Annotated in this window: 16 protein-coding genes and 1 pseudogene; 11 read left to right on the top strand and 6 right to left on the bottom strand. The window is 37.6% G+C overall.

Features of this window, described 5'->3' with window-relative positions:
• Positions 1-8 precede the first annotated feature (8 nt).
• The 3 genes and pseudogenes from K2N75_RS09025 to K2N75_RS09035 form a co-directional block, all read right to left on the bottom strand.
• Positions 9-533 carry a hypothetical protein gene (locus K2N75_RS09025; protein ID WP_297680653.1) on the bottom strand — a complete coding sequence of 175 codons (525 nt, stop codon included), beginning with the start codon at positions 531-533 and terminating at the stop codon, positions 9-11.
• Positions 500-859: pseudogene (locus tag K2N75_RS09245) on the bottom strand (LPP20 family lipoprotein); the annotation flags it as partial. The pseudogene K2N75_RS09245 and the gene K2N75_RS09025, both read right to left, overlap by 34 nt.
• Before the next feature lie 281 nt (positions 860-1140).
• Entirely contained in the window at positions 1141-3093 is a 1953-nt protein-coding gene (locus K2N75_RS09035) for a 6-hydroxymethylpterin diphosphokinase MptE-like protein (RefSeq protein WP_297680656.1), read from the bottom strand.
• A 123-nt stretch (positions 3094-3216) separates the two neighbouring features.
• Here K2N75_RS09035 and K2N75_RS09040 point away from each other — a divergent pair, with 123 nt between their 5' ends.
• From K2N75_RS09040 to K2N75_RS09060, 5 genes are all read left to right on the top strand, one after another.
• Entirely contained in the window at positions 3217-4146 is a 930-nt protein-coding gene (locus K2N75_RS09040) for a ribose-phosphate pyrophosphokinase (protein WP_297680657.1), read from the top strand.
• Positions 4118-4705, top strand: a complete 588-nt coding sequence (locus K2N75_RS09045) for a peptidylprolyl isomerase (protein WP_297680659.1) — start codon at positions 4118-4120, stop codon at positions 4703-4705. The genes K2N75_RS09040 and K2N75_RS09045 overlap by 29 nt, the downstream gene beginning before the upstream one ends.
• Positions 4706-4846: 141 nt before the next feature.
• Positions 4847-5503: a uracil-DNA glycosylase family protein gene (locus K2N75_RS09050; RefSeq protein WP_297680661.1), complete on the top strand. Its 657-nt coding sequence runs from the start codon at positions 4847-4849 to the stop codon at positions 5501-5503.
• Complete coding sequence (locus K2N75_RS09055; RefSeq protein WP_297680663.1) at positions 5494-6753, top strand: hypothetical protein; 1260 nt, start codon at positions 5494-5496, stop codon at positions 6751-6753. Before K2N75_RS09050 ends, K2N75_RS09055 begins: the two co-directional genes overlap by 10 nt.
• Positions 6753-7541 carry a YgjP-like metallopeptidase domain-containing protein gene (locus K2N75_RS09060; protein WP_297680665.1) on the top strand — a complete coding sequence of 263 codons (789 nt, stop codon included), beginning with the start codon at positions 6753-6755 and terminating at the stop codon, positions 7539-7541. Before K2N75_RS09055 ends, K2N75_RS09060 begins: the two co-directional genes overlap by 1 nt.
• Positions 7542-7583: 42 nt before the next feature.
• Here the strand turns inward: K2N75_RS09060 and K2N75_RS09065 are convergent, their stop codons facing one another.
• Complete coding sequence (locus K2N75_RS09065; protein ID WP_297680667.1) at positions 7584-8495, bottom strand: LysR family transcriptional regulator; 912 nt, start codon at positions 8493-8495, stop codon at positions 7584-7586.
• 146 nt (positions 8496-8641) lie between these two features.
• Between K2N75_RS09065 and K2N75_RS09070 the strand changes: the two genes are divergently transcribed.
• The 3 genes from K2N75_RS09070 to K2N75_RS09080 all read left to right on the top strand — a co-directional run bounded on the left by K2N75_RS09070 (position 8642) and on the right by K2N75_RS09080 (position 11763).
• A complete protein-coding gene (locus K2N75_RS09070; protein ID WP_297680669.1) occupies positions 8642-10789 on the top strand; it encodes a UvrD-helicase domain-containing protein in 2148 nt (715 codons plus the stop codon).
• Positions 10790-10874: 85 nt separating this feature from the next.
• Entirely contained in the window at positions 10875-11141 is a 267-nt protein-coding gene (locus K2N75_RS09075) for a hypothetical protein (protein WP_297680671.1), read from the top strand.
• Positions 11086-11763 (top strand): hypothetical protein, encoded by a 678-nt coding sequence (locus K2N75_RS09080; protein WP_297680696.1) that lies wholly within the window; start codon positions 11086-11088, stop codon positions 11761-11763. Before K2N75_RS09075 ends, K2N75_RS09080 begins: the two co-directional genes overlap by 56 nt.
• 119 nt (positions 11764-11882) lie before the next feature.
• On the opposite strand, the gene K2N75_RS09085 is transcribed toward K2N75_RS09080, so the two are convergent.
• Together K2N75_RS09085 and K2N75_RS09090 are read right to left on the bottom strand one after the other, a co-directional pair.
• Positions 11883-13259, bottom strand: coding sequence for a methyl-accepting chemotaxis protein (locus tag K2N75_RS09085; protein ID WP_297680698.1), 1377 nt, complete (start codon positions 13257-13259; stop codon positions 11883-11885).
• Positions 13256-13795, bottom strand: coding sequence for a PAS domain-containing protein (locus tag K2N75_RS09090; protein WP_297680699.1), 540 nt, complete (start codon positions 13793-13795; stop codon positions 13256-13258). The genes K2N75_RS09085 and K2N75_RS09090 overlap by 4 nt, the downstream gene beginning before the upstream one ends.
• Before the next feature lie 184 nt (positions 13796-13979).
• Between K2N75_RS09090 and mqnE the strand changes: the two genes are divergently transcribed.
• From mqnE to K2N75_RS09105, 3 genes are all read left to right on the top strand, one after another.
• Positions 13980-15035, top strand: coding sequence for an aminofutalosine synthase MqnE (gene mqnE / locus K2N75_RS09095; RefSeq protein ID WP_297680701.1), 1056 nt, complete (start codon positions 13980-13982; stop codon positions 15033-15035).
• A 9-nt stretch (positions 15036-15044) separates the two neighbouring features.
• The gene (locus K2N75_RS09100) at positions 15045-15503 is read left to right on the top strand and encodes a phosphoribosyltransferase family protein (RefSeq protein WP_297680703.1); all 459 of its coding nucleotides are present in this window, start codon (positions 15045-15047) and stop codon (positions 15501-15503) included.
• Between the two features lie 6 nt (positions 15504-15509).
• Positions 15510-16390, top strand: an 881-nt coding sequence (locus tag K2N75_RS09105; protein WP_363318447.1) for a hypothetical protein, incomplete at its 3' end; no start/stop codon positions are given.

Consider the following 16390-nt stretch of genomic DNA (forward strand, 5'->3'; position numbering starts at 1 on the left):
GGATTCTTTTAAGGCAGTGTGCTGATTTCTAGTGCGAATTTCTTTTGTTTTTGTGAATCTTGAATGTGCAGAGTGATAGAATCCGCTTGCACTTGGTAAGATAAAGAATGGTTGCCTCGCTTCAGGTTTTGTGTAAATCCGCTTGCATTAGAGAGTTTGTTTTGTCCAAAAAAGATTTCATTGCCTAAGAGGACAGCTTGTAAATCTAGGTCATCAAAATGGCTGTCTCCTAATAATCGCCGCATAAAAGAATCTTTAGAATAACAGGTTTGATTTAAACAAACTTTGTTTGCATAGCATTCCATTTGGAGTAGTAAAACGCCCGCATTGAAAATCTCTAAAGTTGTGTGGTTGGGATAGGTTTTGATGAATCCTAAATCATAGAATTTGAAGTCTTTTGTAGAAAAAAAGATTGTTTTGGAGGTAGAATTTTGTATGTTTTGGGGCGTTTTGGCGCACCCCAAAACTACAAAGAGAATAAGTCCTAAGGAGGCGAGACTTAGAATTGTTCGCCTGTTAAGATACGATACCATCTTTTTCCGTCAAGTTTAAGTTCCATACTGACTTGGCAAAGTCCGTCTTTATAAACGGTTTCTACGATTTCTGCATTACGAATCACCGCTAATACTTTTGTTTTCACGGTTGAGTTTTTAAGCACCATATCTCGCACGGTGTCTTGTGCATTGACGCGGATTCCATACATTTTCTCACCGATTTGTCGGTAAGCATCTACGATTGCCGCGCGTTTTGCCAATGCTAGAGCTTGTGCTGGAGAGAGTGTAGATTCTGGTGCAACACCCATACCAATCGCGCTAATTTCAATAATGCTTGAAGGAGTGATGATTGGCGCGTTTGGAATCACAATATCATCGCCTCCTACTTCAATGCCTTGCAAACCTGCTGGAGAGTTAGAGTTTCTGCCGTGTGAGCTTGCATAAGGGCTTTGAGAGCTTGAGTTTGCTACTACGGTATTGCCTGCTTTGCCAATAGGGCTAATGGTTTCACTTGTGGATACAGAATCAATTTGCTGTGCTGCAAATAAACTACTTGCTAAAAGCGTTCCCGCTAAAACTAATGAGATAGATGTTTTTCTTGTCATTTCAATCCTTTTTGACATTTGAGATAAAAATCCTGAAGCAATTAGTGTTCCACTTTTGACAAAAGCACTTCTCGTAAATAAGTTATCATTGCTTCTATACCCTCTATATAGAGTGCTTGCGCCTTTTGCCAAAGGTTTTGCATATTGTTATGAGGCAAATGCAAGCTTGCTAGGGCAATGGCATAAAGAAAATGGCTTAAAGTCCCACCAAATAGAATCCCAATAAAAGGATTGTTTTGTCCCTCTTTAGAAAGGATTTCAAAGATTCTATCTAGCGCGATAAAAAGGGATTTTTTGGATTCTACCTTGACTTTGAAGCCGTCTTGAATTTTGTTTTTAAATGCAAGAATTTCAAAGAAATACTTTTGTGTTTCTTTGGTGTAAAAGTCCCCTTGAAGCGGGTCTTTAAAAAGAGATTTAAGGTTTTTAATCTCTTGGGCTTTATCAATAGACTTTAGCTCAAAGTCTTGATAATGCACAGCTTGTGCGCCTGTGATTTTTGCTCCGTCATTGAGATTTAGGATATTAAAGGGTTTTAATGCCCTAAAAGCTTCCTCTAAAGCAGTGCGCGAGAGAGAATAAAGAGCGTCAGAATAAATATCCTCGCTGAAATTTCCCGCCACAGGGTAGGCGTCCTCTGGAATCTGTGCCTCTTCGTCTTCATAATAGGAGTTTTGAGCGTGCTTTTTCGCACCTTTTTTGTATCCGCAATCCAAGCCGCACAAAATCACATCACTTCCTAAATAACTTGCAAGCGATGCTCCTGCATTACCCACCAAAGGCGCGGTAAAACGCACTTTAAAACGCGGTGCATTGAGATTTGCTGCACTAGAGCCGTCGCGTTCAAAGAGATAAATTTCTTTCGCAAGACTTTTTGCCTTTTTGTCTAACACGCTTGCACAAAGTAATGGAATCTCTCCTAATGGAGCGGCTTTTAATACTTCATCTAGATAATCGTGTCGCTCAATTTCTATTTGAAAATCTGGCGTAATGCCTGCCTTAAGAAGCGGTTTTAGCGCAGTTCCACAACTAAAAAGAATCATTTTGTGCTGGTTTTGTTTAATAAAAGGAAGCAAGAAATCAAGGCTAGGACCATTTGCTATGACGCAAATAGGAGCATTAATGCGTTTAGGTTCTAAAAGCATAGGCGCAAGAGGAAAGCTTAGTTTATTGACGATTCCGCGCATTTCATCTTCAAAAGTTCCCCAGCCACGCAAGGTTTGCGAATGCATTTCAAAAACGATTCCGCGCGCACTTTGATTGAGCGGCGTTTGATACATCATCAGTTCAAAGCGCACGATAGAAGTGCTGATTTTGCGCGTCAAAAAGAAATGGTTGATATAGTCTCGGTGCATCATACTTTCTAAGAAAATGTAACCCGCTCTGTGTTCAGTTTTGCTAAAAAGCAAGGCAAAATCCACAAAAAAGCACGCGATTCTAAACAAATCAAAGGATTCCTCAAAAATAAAGAAATTATGAATCATCGCATAATTTTCTGCTAAAATCTGCAAGAAAATTCCTCCTCCTAAGCCAAAGAGATTGAGGCTTGGCAAAAAATCACTTGGCAAGTGATAAGCAGCAACCCCGCCATTGTCTGCGGCAAATTCAAGGATTCCATTGATTAAAATACTGCTATAAGGGAACTTTTCATTCATCATTTCTGCACGCGTGCCATAAATACGATTCCATTTTTCGTTAATCGGAGGATTATAAGCGCAATTTTGATGCACTTCTAGCATACTTGATTTGCCATCAATCAAAGGGAAAAGGAAGCTATTTTGTGCAAAATTAAGAATGTTGATTCCTTCTTCTCCAATATAAAGTTGATATTCTTTAGCGGGTTGTTGCAATCTTTCAAATAAATTGGGATAATCGGTTTGAAAAAATGCAAGGTTTTGATGGAATCGTGAGGTTACAAAGGCTTCAATTTCTTCACAACTGCTATTTTGTAAGACTTCTACAATTCCTCTGTATTTTTGGTTTTGATTTGTCATTGCGATTCCTAAAATTTTAATCTGCGCATTTTAGCAAAAATTTTAAAAAGCAAGGACAAAAAAGCAAAATTTTTGAGTTTGTAGTTTATAATATCTGCTTTGAAATTTTTTTAAAGGCAGCTTATGCAAGATTACAAGATTTTTACAGGAACTGCGCACCCAGAGTTTTCTCAACGCGTTGCAAAAGAGTTGGATATTGAGCTATCCCAAGCGGAAGTAACGCGCTTTAGTGATGGAGAAATTGGGATTCGTATTTGTGAAAGTGTGCGAGGGAAAGATGTGTTTGTGATTCAATCCACTTGCGCTCCCGCGAATGATAATTTAATGGAATTACTCATTATGATTGACGCACTCAAACGCAGTTCGGCAAAATCTATTAATATCATTATGCCTTATTTTGGTTATGCAAGACAAGACCGCAAAGCTTCCCCCCGCGTCCCTATTAGCGCGAAATTGGTTGCGGATTTGCTGCAACGAGCCGGCATTACGCGACTTGTCGCAATGGATTTGCACGCGGGACAGATTCAAGGATTTTTTGATATTCCCGTGGATAATCTTTATGGTTCTATTGTTTTTAAAGAACACATTATCTCTAAGAATTTTAAAAATCCTATTGTGGCAAGTCCAGATATTGGCGGAGTAGCGCGCGCAAGATATTTTGCTAAACTTTTGGGGTTGGACATCGTCATTATTGACAAACGACGCGAAAAGGCAAATGAAAGCGAAGTAATGAATGTGATTGGGAATGTGGAGGGCAAAGATGTGATACTGATTGATGATATAATTGACACCGCAGGCACAATGGTAAAGGCGGCAAGTGCGTTTAAGCAAAAAGGTGCAACAAGTGTGGTTGCACTTGGCACTCACGCGGTTTTTAGCGGAGCAGCTTATCAGAGAATCCAAGCAAGTGAGATTGATGAAGTGATTGTTACAGATACGATTCCTTTGAAACAAACTTGTGAAAAAATCAAGATTTTGAGCGTTGCACCTTTGTTTGCAGAAGTGATTAAGAGGATTAATAAAGATGAAAGCGTTAATTCACTTTTTGCTTAGTTTTTTGTGTGTAGGAATCTTATGCGCGCAAGAAAATGCGCAAAGTATGGAATCACAAAAGATTCAAGTTATTTTGGAGACTACTTCAGGCAAGATAGTGTTAGATTTGTTTCCGCAAGTTGCACCCAAAGCGGTAGAAAATTTTGTTACGCATACTAACGAGGGCTATTATAATGGCACGATTTTTCATCGCGTGATTCGTAGATTTATGATTCAAGGAGGCGACCCAAGTGGCACAGGAAGCGGAGGAGAATCTATTTGGGGAAAAGATTTTGAAGATGAGATTGTAAAGGGTTATGCGTTTGATAGGGCAGGGATTTTGGCAATGGCAAATGCTGGGGAAAATACGAATGGAAGTCAATTTTTTATTACCACGACGCGCACTCCGCATTTGAATGGCAAGCACACGATTTTTGGCGAGATTAGTGAGGATTCTAAAGAGGAGAGTTTTAAAACTTTGCGTAAAATAGAATACACCCCGACTAATTCGCAAGATAAGCCCATCAAGGAACAAAAAATCTTAAAGGCTTATGTGATTCAAAATTCCGCAACGCAATGACGACAAGCTAACCACCTCGTCATTGCGAGCGAAACGAAGCAATCCAAATGTAAGAATCTTGCTTTTAAGATTCCATTGTTATTGAATTTTAATCTTTTTGTCTTATAATTCTTATTTATTTTCTAAAAATTTGGGGATATTTTGCAAACACTCCATCAAGCGTTATTGCTAAAAAAGCTTTATTTATTGCAATCTTTTGGATTTGATTATTGTAATCCGCAATTTTTAGTGCCTGCACAAAAAAGATTCCAAAGTCAAAATCAAGGTGATTTGAGGCAATTAATAGAATCTTGTAAGTTGTGCGCACAAAAAACTTCCTTGCCAAGCGCGGGATTGTGTCATCAAAACTCTAAGCTTATTTTTCTCACACTTATGCCTTTATTGGATTCGCAGTCGCGTTTTGCTTCTAAAAGTGCGCAAATGTTGAAAAATATCATTGAACGCGTCTTTGATTTGAGTTTGCGAGAGGTTTCTATTTTGTCGCTCTTAAAATGTGAGATTCCGCAAAATTCCCAACAAATTTGCATAGAATCGTGTATGGGATATTTTCTCAAGCAAATTGAATTTGCGCAAAGTCCAATCCTTGTTTTGCTTGGAGCAGAAGCGTATTTTTATCTTACACAAGATGGAAGTGATTATGGAAATGTGCAGGGTAAATTGCTAAAATGGAATCATTTAAAACTTTTTCCAACTTTTAGCTTAAGCCAACTCCTAAGGCAGCCAGAATTAAAAATCAATGCGCACAAGGAGTTTTTACACCTTAAAGAATTATTAAAGGAAGAGAAACAATGCAATTAAAAAACAACTTTAAAAGAGGTTTAAAAAATCTGTGGATTGCACTTATCATTAGTGCGTTAGTGATTCCTCCCTTTGCCAATGCAAGCGGTAAATATCTTTCGCCTCTGCCGCTTCCAAATATAGAAGTGCTGAATGTAGAATCACAAAAGTGTAGCACGAGTTGCCTAAAGGAGCTTTTGGAAAAAGAACAAGTTTTTTCTTTTATTGCAAAAATTGATGAAAGCAATCAGAATAAGGAAATGATAGAACAGCTCAATCAGCTTTTATCACAGCTTGAAATCTCGGAAATTCCTTATTTTTTGGGTTTGCAAAAATCTTTGTTTCACATTGCCTTGCTATTTCCACGCAAAGCGATTGGACGCTATTCTAGCACGACAATGAATACGATTTTGAGTTATCTTTTGCTTCAAAGGGGAGGTTTTAACTTTGAAGTTTTTGACTCTCAAGGCGAATCTTTGGAGGATTTGCAAGCAGCATTGGAAAAAATATATGCTAAGGGACATCGTCAAGTGATTGCGGTTTTGACACAAGAGGGAGCAAATCATCTTGCGTCAATGCGTATGGATTTGTCTATTTTTATTCCAAGCGTGCATAAATCTCAAATTTTGTCCAATGCTAACGATTCCTCTTCTCTTATTTTTGGTGGAATTAGCTATGAAGAACAGATTAAAAAATTATCCGAGATTCAACCCCATATTCGTGCAGCAAGCTTTTATGATTCTGGAAATATTGGCAAGCAAATGCAGCAATACACGCAAGCCGCAAATGAAAATTTACAACTTTCTAAAAGTTTTAGCCTCAAACAAGGTTCTGAATTGCCAAAGGAAATTAAGGCATTAAGGGGAGCTTTACAAGGCACAAGAATCTTTTTGAATACGCCCATTACAAATTCTAGCATTATTCTTTCGCAGCTGACTTATAATAGCATTCGCCCCAATGGAATCTACTCTACACAAATAAATTATAATCCAAGCTTGCTTTCTATTACGCAAGAACGCGATAGAAAAAATATGTTTATTGCTAATTCCATTGCTCCGCTGGATAGTTTGTTTGTGGAGCAAGCAAAATTGCTAGATGTGGATTTAGAATACGATTGGATTAATTATGCTACGGCTTTTGGGATTGAATATTTTTATCGCAAGAGTTTTCCGGGTGCAAAACGATATTTCAAAGAGAGAATCAAGGATAATCAGGTGCAATATAATATTGAGATTCTTACACCTACAAACAATCGTTTCGCGCCGCTTTAATGCTAAAGAATCTTAAATTACCCATTGGTTTTCCGCCAAATCTTGTTTTGAAGGTGGTTCAAAAAAGACATTTTAAACATTTAAAAATGCGATTCTGCGCGGATTCTACCTTGATTGTGAATTTACCAAGATATGTGAGCCAAAGGTCTTGCGAGGAATTTATCGCAACAAATTTACAATGGATTTTGACGCATTTTGACGCAATCAAGCGACAAAAAGCGGATATTTCTTTACATCAATTTTATTTGTTTGGGCAGTGGGTAGAGTTTGAAACGTTTTTGCTTGATAGAGAATTAGAATCTTATTTGCAAAAAAGATTGCAAGATTTTGGCTTTGGGGGAGATTGTGCGATTCTTATGCGATTATGGCAAGCGGTAATGCAAGAGGATTTGCCAATGAATCGGATAGTAAGGTCAAAGCTTCAATCTCTTTTGAGAATGGTTTATCAAAAAGCTTTGGAATCGTATATTTCTTTGCGTATTAATGTAATTTCACAAAAAATGCAGCTTTTTCCAAAGTCTATTTGTTATGGCAAAAGTTATCGTCAATTAGGCTGTTGTAGAGCCAAAGACCAATCTATTCGCTTCAGTTTGCGCTTGGCATTAATGCCGTATTTTTGTATTGATTCTGTGATGATTCACGAGTTAGCGCATTTGCATTATCCTCATCACGGGCAGGATTTTTGGAATCTTGTGCGGATATTTGATAGCAATCCTCAAAGCATTCAAGAGTGGCTACAAGCCAATTCTTCCCTTAATGCAAAACTTTATCAAAAAATTTTTAAGTAAAGTCTGTTGATTGATTTATGTTTTTATGCAAAGCAAGCCTCATTAATGCAATGAAACTTTAGTGTTAAAAATAATATGTTCTGCTATGGCACAGATTAGAGGGTGGTTTGCGGATTTTTTCAGATAGGTAAGATAAAGCTTGCGTTTGAGTTTCACGCCCGGGACTTTGGTGCTAAAAATTATGTGAGATTGTAGCTCGTTTTTAACTTGTGTATAAGGCAAAAAGGCAATATAAGGCGTTTTGGATTCTTTGTTTTCTAGTATAAATTGCTTAATCTCATTGAGGCTGTCAAAACGCATTCCAATCTTGAGCTGTTCCCTGCGTAGATTAATGGCTTTTAAGTATCTATAAATTTCTGGAATCACTTGTTTTGTTGTCTCTAATGCTATCCAAGTATAAGAGTAGAGCTGCTCACATCGGATAAGTCGCGGAGGCAGGCTTTGATTACTAATCAAAACCATTTCATCTTCTAGCCACTCACGATAAATAATTTCTTCATTGGGAATATACGATTCCACTAAAGCAAGATTGCAAAGATTGTTTTGTAAATCCCTAATGGCTTGTAAGGAAGTAGAAACATAGGAATGTGTGTCAGAATAAATTTTTTGTTGCAAAGAGGGGAGGCATTTAGGAAAAATAAAATGTCCAATTGTGTGAGAACAAGCAATACGAATCGGTTCGTCATAATGAATGATTTGCATTATTTGGCGTTGGTATTTTTGTAAGTTTTTAAGAATTTCTTGCGCAATGAGGAGTAAAATCTCGCCCTCCTGCGTGAGTCGAATCTCATTTTTTTTGCGGATAATAATTTTGGTATTGTAATATTCTTCAATGAATTTGATTTGTTGTGTTACAGCAGGTTGAGAAATGCCAAGCTTTGCAGAGGCTTTGGAAAAGCTTTTTTCTTGGACTACAACAATAAATGTCTGTAATTTGGTAAAATCACGCAACATCTTTAGACCTTTTTAAAATATCTTGAATTTTATTTTAACAAAAAATAATTTATTCTTATATTAATATAATTTTTTAACATTCCTTAATGCAAAGATTTTACTTGGTATAATTTCTTTTTTGTTTTCACCAAAATACAAGGGGCTTTATGCAAGATTCTTTTTTAAAGCAACTCAATAGCGCGCAACTTGAAGCAGTCCAAACGATTGATGGTGCGCTTTTGATTCTCGCAGGCGCAGGTAGTGGCAAGACCAAAACGATTACCACGCGACTTGCTTATTTGATTGATGAAGTTGGGATTCCACCGGAATCTTGTTTGACGCTGACCTTTACGAATAAAGCCGCAGGAGAAATGCAGCGACGCGCGTTAAGTATGATTGATAATCTCTCAACGCATCCTCCGTTGCTTTGCACTTTTCATAAGTTTGGTTTGTTGTTTTTGAAGTTTTATATTACAGAACTTGGACGCAAGGCAAATTTTATCTTAGCAGATAGTGAGGATAGTAAGCGTATTATTAAAGAGCTTAATAATGATTTAGCGCCTTTGCCTTTAGTAGTGAGCGAGATTTCGCGCTATAAAAACTCTCAAATCACTCCGCAAGAGGCTTTAAAAAACGCATACAATGCAAATTACGAACATATTGCCAAAGTTTATAAGGAATATCAGGAATTTTTGGTGCAAAAAAATAGGGTGGATTTTGATGATTTGCTTCTGCTTCCTTTGGAAATTATGCAAAAAAATCCAAAAATTGCAGAAAATGAGAGTAAAAAATATCAATACATTATGGTAGATGAATATCAAGACACCAATCATTTGCAATATTTATTGCTCAAACAACTTTGCTCTACGCACCAGAATCTTTGCGTGGTGGGGGACGATGACCAGAGCATTTATAGTTGGCGTGGGGCAAATATTCAAAATATCTTGCAATTTAGCAAACAATTTCAAGGCGCAAAAGTTATTAAACTAGAGGAAAACTACCGCTCCACGCAAGCGATTCTAAAGGCAGCAAATCAACTAATTGCCAACAACAAAGAGCGTTTGGGAAAAGAATTGAAGACGACTTTAGAGAAAGGCAAACCTGTGGAGATTCTGCATTCTAGCGATGAGCAAGCAGAAGTGCGCAAAGTGGCGACTATCCTTAAAAGTTTGCTAAGTCGTGGAATCGCACCTAAGCAAATTGCGGTTTTGTTCCGCGTCAATGCGCTTTCTCGCTCTTTAGAGGAGGGATTTAATCGTGAAAAGATTCCTTATGTACTAGTTGGCGCGATTCGGTTTTATGAAAGAAGTGAGATTAAAGATGTGTTGAGTTATTTGCGTGTGCTAGTGAATTTGGACGATGATTTTTCGCTGACACGCATTCTTAATAAACCCAAACGCGGAATCGGAAAAACAACCATAGACAAATTATTGACTTTAACACAAAAATACAATACAAGTATTTTTGGCTTGTTTAAGGAATCGCAAGACAATGCAGAGAGGTTGCAAGATGTGCAAAATACTTTGAGCCAAAAGGCTTATAAAACTCTTAAGGAATTTTTTATCACATTGCAAGAATTACAACACAATCTCCAAGAGGCGAGTTTAAGCTTCCCCGATGAATTTGAGCGGAGAATTAAGCTTTGTGAGGCATTGGGGCAAAGCCACGAGGAAATTGATAGGGTAAGCAATATTGAGGAATTTTATGGGGTTTATCGTGAGTTTTTTAAGCAGAATCCCTTAAGTAATTTGGAGGATTTTTTGAATGATTTGGCACTAAGGAGCGACCAAGAGGATACGGAAATGCGCCAAGAGAGTAAGGGTATAGAGGGAGTGTCGTGTATGAGTGTGCATTCTAGCAAGGGATTGGAGTTTGATTATGTTTTTGTGATTGGGCTTGAGGAGGGGTTTTTCCCAATGACACGAGAGGATAGCAGCCTAGAGGAGGAGCGGCGGTTAGCTTATGTGGCTTTTACAAGAGCCAAAAAAGAGCTTTATTTGAGTTTTGTGGATTCAAGGTTTTATAGGGGCAATCGCGCGACTTTGCCGCCCTCTAAATTTTTAGCCGAAAGCGGAGTGGGTCATAATGGGGAAGTAAAACAGCTTAAGCAAAACAGCTTCACCCCTACGATTCGTCGTAGTTTTGTCAATGCTTTTAGTGAAAGTGGATTTTCAAAGGGAGATTGTGTAATGCACAAGATACTTGGCGCGGGTAGGGTAGTAGAAGTCAGGCAAGAGGGCAAGACAACGCGACTGAAAATCAATTTTGGCGGCTTAGAAAAAGAAATTTTTAGCGATTTTGTAACAAGGGTATAAAAATAATAATGGCTTGGGATTTCCTTGCAACTAAAAATTATTCAATGGCAGGATAAAAAGTTATGGATTTGCGCTAAAGCGGGTGGTGCGTTGCGAAGCAACTCACCCAAACTTGCACAAATGCTGCGCATTTGCACGCTATGAAAATTTTGTAAATGTTCTCGCAACAACCCAATGCGTCATTGCGAAGCAATGCAGAAGCAATCTAAATACAAGAATCTTGCCTTTAAGATTCTATTGTGAAATTGTGGAATCCTTTTTGCTAGTAAGAATGAAAAAGCTAAAAGGATTTTCTTATGATACGAGGATTGTTGCTGTTGGTGTGTTTGATGTCATTTGGGCTGGGTTATGACGAAAGAAGTGGCGGATATTACGCTCCCCAAAGCACTTATCACCCGCTTTACGAAGAAAGACGCAATCGTCTTTTGGGAATTTATGGAAGTTATAGCAAGTCCGATTCTGATGCAGATTTGCATATTGCTGGTTATGAATCGCAAACGCATAGTTTGAGCGAGAAGCAATTCGGATTTGGTGTGCAGGCGGGTTATCTTTTGAGCGAAAATCATAGAATCTTGGCGAATTTTGAACATCATTTGAAAAAAAATGGATTCTCTTATCAAGTTTTGACGCTTGGATTTGCTTGGACGCCAAAGATTCCAAATACCACAGATTGGCGCGCTTTGTTGGGAGTGAATGCAGGTTTGGCGCAGGCAAAATTTGATAGCGGAAGTTTCGTGATTGCAGATAGTGCAATGGGTTCTCTTGATTATATGGGATTTACTTATGGTGTCAAAGCTGGGGCAATTTATGCTTTGGGTAATGGTGAGCTGGAGTTTGGAATCCAAGCAAGACGTTTGAATTTTGGCGAGGAAAAAAGCTCTGTTAATATTAATGGCACAGAATCTCAAACAAAACTTGATTTAAGTCAAACTTCTTCTATTGATGTATATATGGGATATAACTTCTTGTTTTAGATTCTGCTATGAAGTTTGATTTTTGCGGGATTTTGGAATCTCGCAAGGACACAAGGAGAATCAAACAAGTTTAGATTGCCACGAATCGCAACAATTCTTGCGATTCCTTATCCAATCTCCTAATGCTCTTCCAGAAGCGTAATGGTTTGCTTGGAAGCCTCTTCAATTTCTTCAAAAGTATTTACAATGCTTTCGGCATTTTCTTTTGTCAGCGGGCTTTTGAGTTTTTCTAAGGCTTGATTGGTGTTTTCTAGCAGGGCTGCTTTGACTTTATTAAGGCTCGTAATGTCTAAGTTCCCGATTTGGCTAATGGAATGTTCATCGTCTAAATATTTAGAAATCGGGTTGATTTCTTGGAAATTACATGTTTCTTTCTTGAGATTGAAACTCAAGTAAAGATTGGATTTATACACAATGTGTTCTAGCTTGGACACACTTAAAAGGAGCTTGCTTGAGAGTTTGTTAAAGACTTGTTGCAATGTTTGTGTGGTGGATTCCATACTGCTAAAGATTTCATTAAAGTCTGTAATAGACTTATGTGTAGAGTTGGCAAATTCTGATACTTTGCTAAAATTATCTTGGATTCCTGCGATTTCTTGTTGCATTGTTTGCACAACAATGGAAATATCGTTAGTTGCTTTTTGCGTTTTTTCTGCAAGTTTGCGCACCTCATCGGCTACGACAGCGAATCCGCGCCCGTGTTCTCCTGCACGCGCTGCTTCAATGCTTGCATTGAGCGCAAGTAAGTTGGTTTGATTGGCGATGTCCGCAATGATTTCTACGACGGAATTAATGTCTTTGGATTTTTGCGTGAAGCTTTCTATCATTGTTTGATTGTCGTTGATAATGTCTGTTAATCTGTCAATGGATTGCGTAATGGAGGCGACATCTTGTTGAGAATTTTTGGCTGAAGTTGTAATGTTTATAACATTTTCATCTACAATTCCCATTTGCTGCATATCGCCGTCCAAATCAGAGGAAATTTTGGTTAAATTTTCATTTTGACTGCCTAAACTCATATCCATTAGCGACTTTGCAAGCGCATTGGAAATATTGTCCTTGGCATTTTCTTTGATTTGCAAAAGGGCGTGGTTGATGGCGTTAATGTTTGAGATAAATGCACCTTTTAAGCCTTGTGGAATCGCTAGGCGAAAATATTTGCCCTCATTGGAGCATTTAATTGCAGTGGAGATTTCTCGCATAAAAGCTTCTAGGTTGTCCGCAACATTGTTTAGAGTATTGGCAATCGTGCAGAGGTCTATATCTCCCTCTACTCTTAGGACACGCGCTTCAAATTCACCTTGTTGATAAAGCCTTGAAACTTGCAGTATGGTTTGAATGAGTTGCTCGCGTTTTCTAAACTTAAAATATGCCAATGCGAAAATAACACAGGTTAAAGCAAAAAATGCAAGATTAATACTCACACCTTTTAAAATAATCTCTACGATGAATCCTATCAAACTGACTGCGATTCCGCTAAGCAAAAAGATTTTCATCGGTAGCCTCCTTCTTTTCCTTCGTTTTGCAGGTTAATCATCAACTCGTCCCACGAAATTTTGTTTTGCTCTAAGAAATCTAGCACAAATTGCACTCCCGCTTCCATTCCATTTTCTTTTTCAATCTCTAAGAGTTTTTGATAAATGCCCAAACAAGTTTCCACTCCCTTTTTGCTCGGGCGTCTGCGCACAGAATAGTAGCTAATGACTTCACCTTTTTCATTATAAGAAGGGGTAATATTTGCAAAAACCCAATAAGTTTTGCCCTGTTTGTTGAGATTACACACAAAAGCAAAAAATTCAAGTTTCAATGCCAAAAAATCCCACAATAGCTTAAAGGCGCAACGAGGCATTAAGGGGTGGCGAATGAGGTTATGTGGTTTATGTAAGAACTCCTTTTCACTAAAGCCACTAAAAGCGACAAAGTCCTGATTGCCGTAAGTGATTCTACCCTGCAAATCTGTTTTAGAGGTAATGAGTGTATCATCTGCTAAAAAGATTTCATTGTTTAAGTCAAAAGTGCGAGTTTGGTGCATAATTTGTTTCCCAATCTTGTAAGAATTAAAATTATAATTATTTCACAAACTTGATAAAATGATAATAAAAGCAATTTTAACTCTGGCATTTTAATGAGAGAAACTTTGCAAATCCTAACGAAAGTTAAAGCAATTTTTGTATAATTTTGCAAACTAAAATCTATAAATAAAATGAAGGTTAATAATGAGTAAGCAGAATCATTTAAAGCAATTTTTAGAACCCAAAGAAGCTTTAAAGCTCTATGATTTGGATATTTTTACGCTTGGAAAAATGGCGGATTCCATACGCAAGGATTATTTTGACAAGAAAGTCTTTTTTAATTCCAACCGCCATATTAATCCAACAAATGATTGCGCAGATGTTTGTAAATTTTGTGGTTTCTCTGCACATCGTAAGAACCCCAACACTTATACAATGGATAAGGAGCAGGTTTTAAGAATTGCCAAAGATTCCATAGAGGCAGGCGCGCTAGAATTGCATATCGTAGGGGCGCACAATCCTAAGTTAAACTTAGAATGGTATTTGGAACTTTTTAGGACGCTTAAGGCAGAATTTCCAAAGATTCATCTCAAAGCACTAACCGCAGCAGAAGTGAATTTCTTAAGCCAACTTAGCGGTAAAACCTATCAGGAAGTTTTAAGTTTAATGGCAGAAAATGGCGTGGATTCTATGCCCGGTGGCGGTGCAGAGATTTTTGATGAAAAAGTGCGTAGCTTTATTTGCAAAGGAAAAGTGGATTCCACTGATTGGTTAAAAATCCATAAAATTTGGCATTCTTTGGGTAAAAAATCTAATGCTACTATGCTTTTTGGGCATATAGAATCGCGCGAACATCGGATTGACCATCTCTTGCGTCTTTATCACGCACAAGAGGAAAGCGGAGGATTTAATGCCTTTATTCCGCTTGTTTATCAAAAAGAAAATAATTTTTTGAGCGTAAAAGAGTTTCCAAGCGGGCAAGAGATTCTCAAAACGATTGCGATTGCAAGAATCTTATTGCCAAATATTCCGCATATTAAGGCATATTGGGCGACTTTGGGCTTGAATTTAGCAATTTTAGCGCAGGAATTTGGTGCAGATGATGTTGATGGAACGATTCAACGCGAGGCAATTCAAAGCGCAAGCGGAAGCAAAAGTGCAAATGGAATCGCTAAGGAGGAATTGATTGCACAAATCAAAAATGCAGGATTTTTGCCTGTGGAGCGGGATAGTTTGTATAATGAAATTCACACATATTAAGGAGTAAAAATGCAGTATTATAGTTATGAGATGTTTAGGGAGGATATGAAAGAGCTAGTAGATAAAATTGATTTCAATCCCGATGGAATTGTAGCAATTTCACGCGGTGGGCTGACAATGGCGCATTTTCTAGGAATCGCATTAGATTTAAGGCGTGTCTATACAATCAATGCTTCTTCGTTTTTTAACAAAGTGCAACAAGAGATTCAAATCTCAAATATTCCAGAACTTGGGGGAAATCAGCGCATTTTGATTGTAGATGAGATTGTAGATAGTGGCACGAGTATGGAGAAAGTTTATAGTATCTTAAGTGCTGTTAATTCTAGCATTGATTTTAAAACCGCGTGCATTTTTCATAAGCCAACAGCGCAGTTTAAGCCGGATTTTATTTTGCGTGAAGCAAGTGATTGGGTGGAATTTTTTTGGGAAGTGGATATTGTGAAATCTTTGCGCGAAGAGCAAAAGTGAGGTAAAATGCAAAAATTTGAAGCGGAAAATGGCAATGTAATTTATGGGGATTTGCAATGCAAGGATTCTAAAATAGAGTTTATGGGCAAAAATAATATTTTGTTTTTAAGTGAAAAGGCAAACCTTAGGAATGCGCAAATTACTTTTGTAGGTAGCAATGCACTTGTGTTTATTGGTAAAAGTTGTTTTAGGGGAAGGATTATGATTTTTACAAATTGCGTGTGCTATATTGGGAATGCCTTAGGACAGAGTGCTAGCGATATGTTTTTGAATATTACGAGTGAGAGCTATTGTATTATTGGCGATGATTGTTTGTTTTCGTGGGGAGTTGTTCTTGAAAGCAGCGACCATCACCCAATTTTTGATTTTAAAACTCATCAATGCCTTAATACAAGTAAAAGAAATATTCTTATAGGCGACCATATTTGGGTAGGGCAATATGCTTGGGTATTGAAAAACACTTTTTTGGCTTCAGGAAGTATTTTGGGCGCAAAGGGGATTGCGACAAAAACTTATTATTCCAATAGTGCAAATGTTGGAATCCCAGCCAAGCAGACGAGAAAAGGTATTTTTTGGAATGGGGCGGTGATTAAGGATTCCACAAAGGAAGAGATAAAAAAGCTAGAGCAAAACCACAAAGATGACTTCAAATTCACCTACCAAAAAGATTCCTTCCTTTCTCCTTATGCCATAGAACAAAAGTTAGAATCCTTGCAAAGCGCACAAGAAAAGTTAGAATTTATTTATGATTTTCTCTATTGTAATACAAACAAGAATCGTTTTGCTTATTTTGAAAATTGTCCTTTTGAAATTCCTTTACCCTTAATGCCTAAACAATTTGAAAAACTAAAGTTTAAAACCTTAAAAACTCCTCAATCCATTTTTAC

Origin of the sequence: Helicobacter sp. (genome assembly GCF_029067145.1) — a bacterium.
Taxonomy (GTDB): domain Bacteria; phylum Campylobacterota; class Campylobacteria; order Campylobacterales; family Helicobacteraceae; genus Helicobacter_D.

Coding starts and splice junctions, on each gene's coding strand:
- K2N75_RS09035 (WP_297680656.1), bottom strand. CDS start 3,093: ATGACAAATCAAAACCAAAAATACAGAGGAATTGTAGAAGTCTTACAA.
- K2N75_RS09065 (WP_297680667.1), bottom strand. CDS start 8,495: ATGTTGCGTGATTTTACCAAATTACAGACATTTATTGTTGTAGTCCAA.
- K2N75_RS09055 (WP_297680663.1), top strand. CDS start 5,494: ATGCAATTAAAAAACAACTTTAAAAGAGGTTTAAAAAATCTGTGGATT.
- K2N75_RS09060 (WP_297680665.1), top strand. CDS start 6,753: ATGCTAAAGAATCTTAAATTACCCATTGGTTTTCCGCCAAATCTTGTT.
- K2N75_RS09025 (WP_297680653.1), bottom strand. CDS start 533: ATGGTATCGTATCTTAACAGGCGAACAATTCTAAGTCTCGCCTCCTTA.
- K2N75_RS09080 (WP_297680696.1), top strand. CDS start 11,086: ATGATACGAGGATTGTTGCTGTTGGTGTGTTTGATGTCATTTGGGCTG.
- K2N75_RS09100 (WP_297680703.1), top strand. CDS start 15,045: ATGCAGTATTATAGTTATGAGATGTTTAGGGAGGATATGAAAGAGCTA.
- K2N75_RS09085 (WP_297680698.1), bottom strand. CDS start 13,259: ATGAAAATCTTTTTGCTTAGCGGAATCGCAGTCAGTTTGATAGGATTC.
- K2N75_RS09090 (WP_297680699.1), bottom strand. CDS start 13,795: ATGCACCAAACTCGCACTTTTGACTTAAACAATGAAATCTTTTTAGCA.
- K2N75_RS09045 (WP_297680659.1), top strand. CDS start 4,118: ATGAAAGCGTTAATTCACTTTTTGCTTAGTTTTTTGTGTGTAGGAATC.
- K2N75_RS09070 (WP_297680669.1), top strand. CDS start 8,642: ATGCAAGATTCTTTTTTAAAGCAACTCAATAGCGCGCAACTTGAAGCA.
- mqnE (WP_297680701.1), top strand. CDS start 13,980: ATGAGTAAGCAGAATCATTTAAAGCAATTTTTAGAACCCAAAGAAGCT.
- K2N75_RS09040 (WP_297680657.1), top strand. CDS start 3,217: ATGCAAGATTACAAGATTTTTACAGGAACTGCGCACCCAGAGTTTTCT.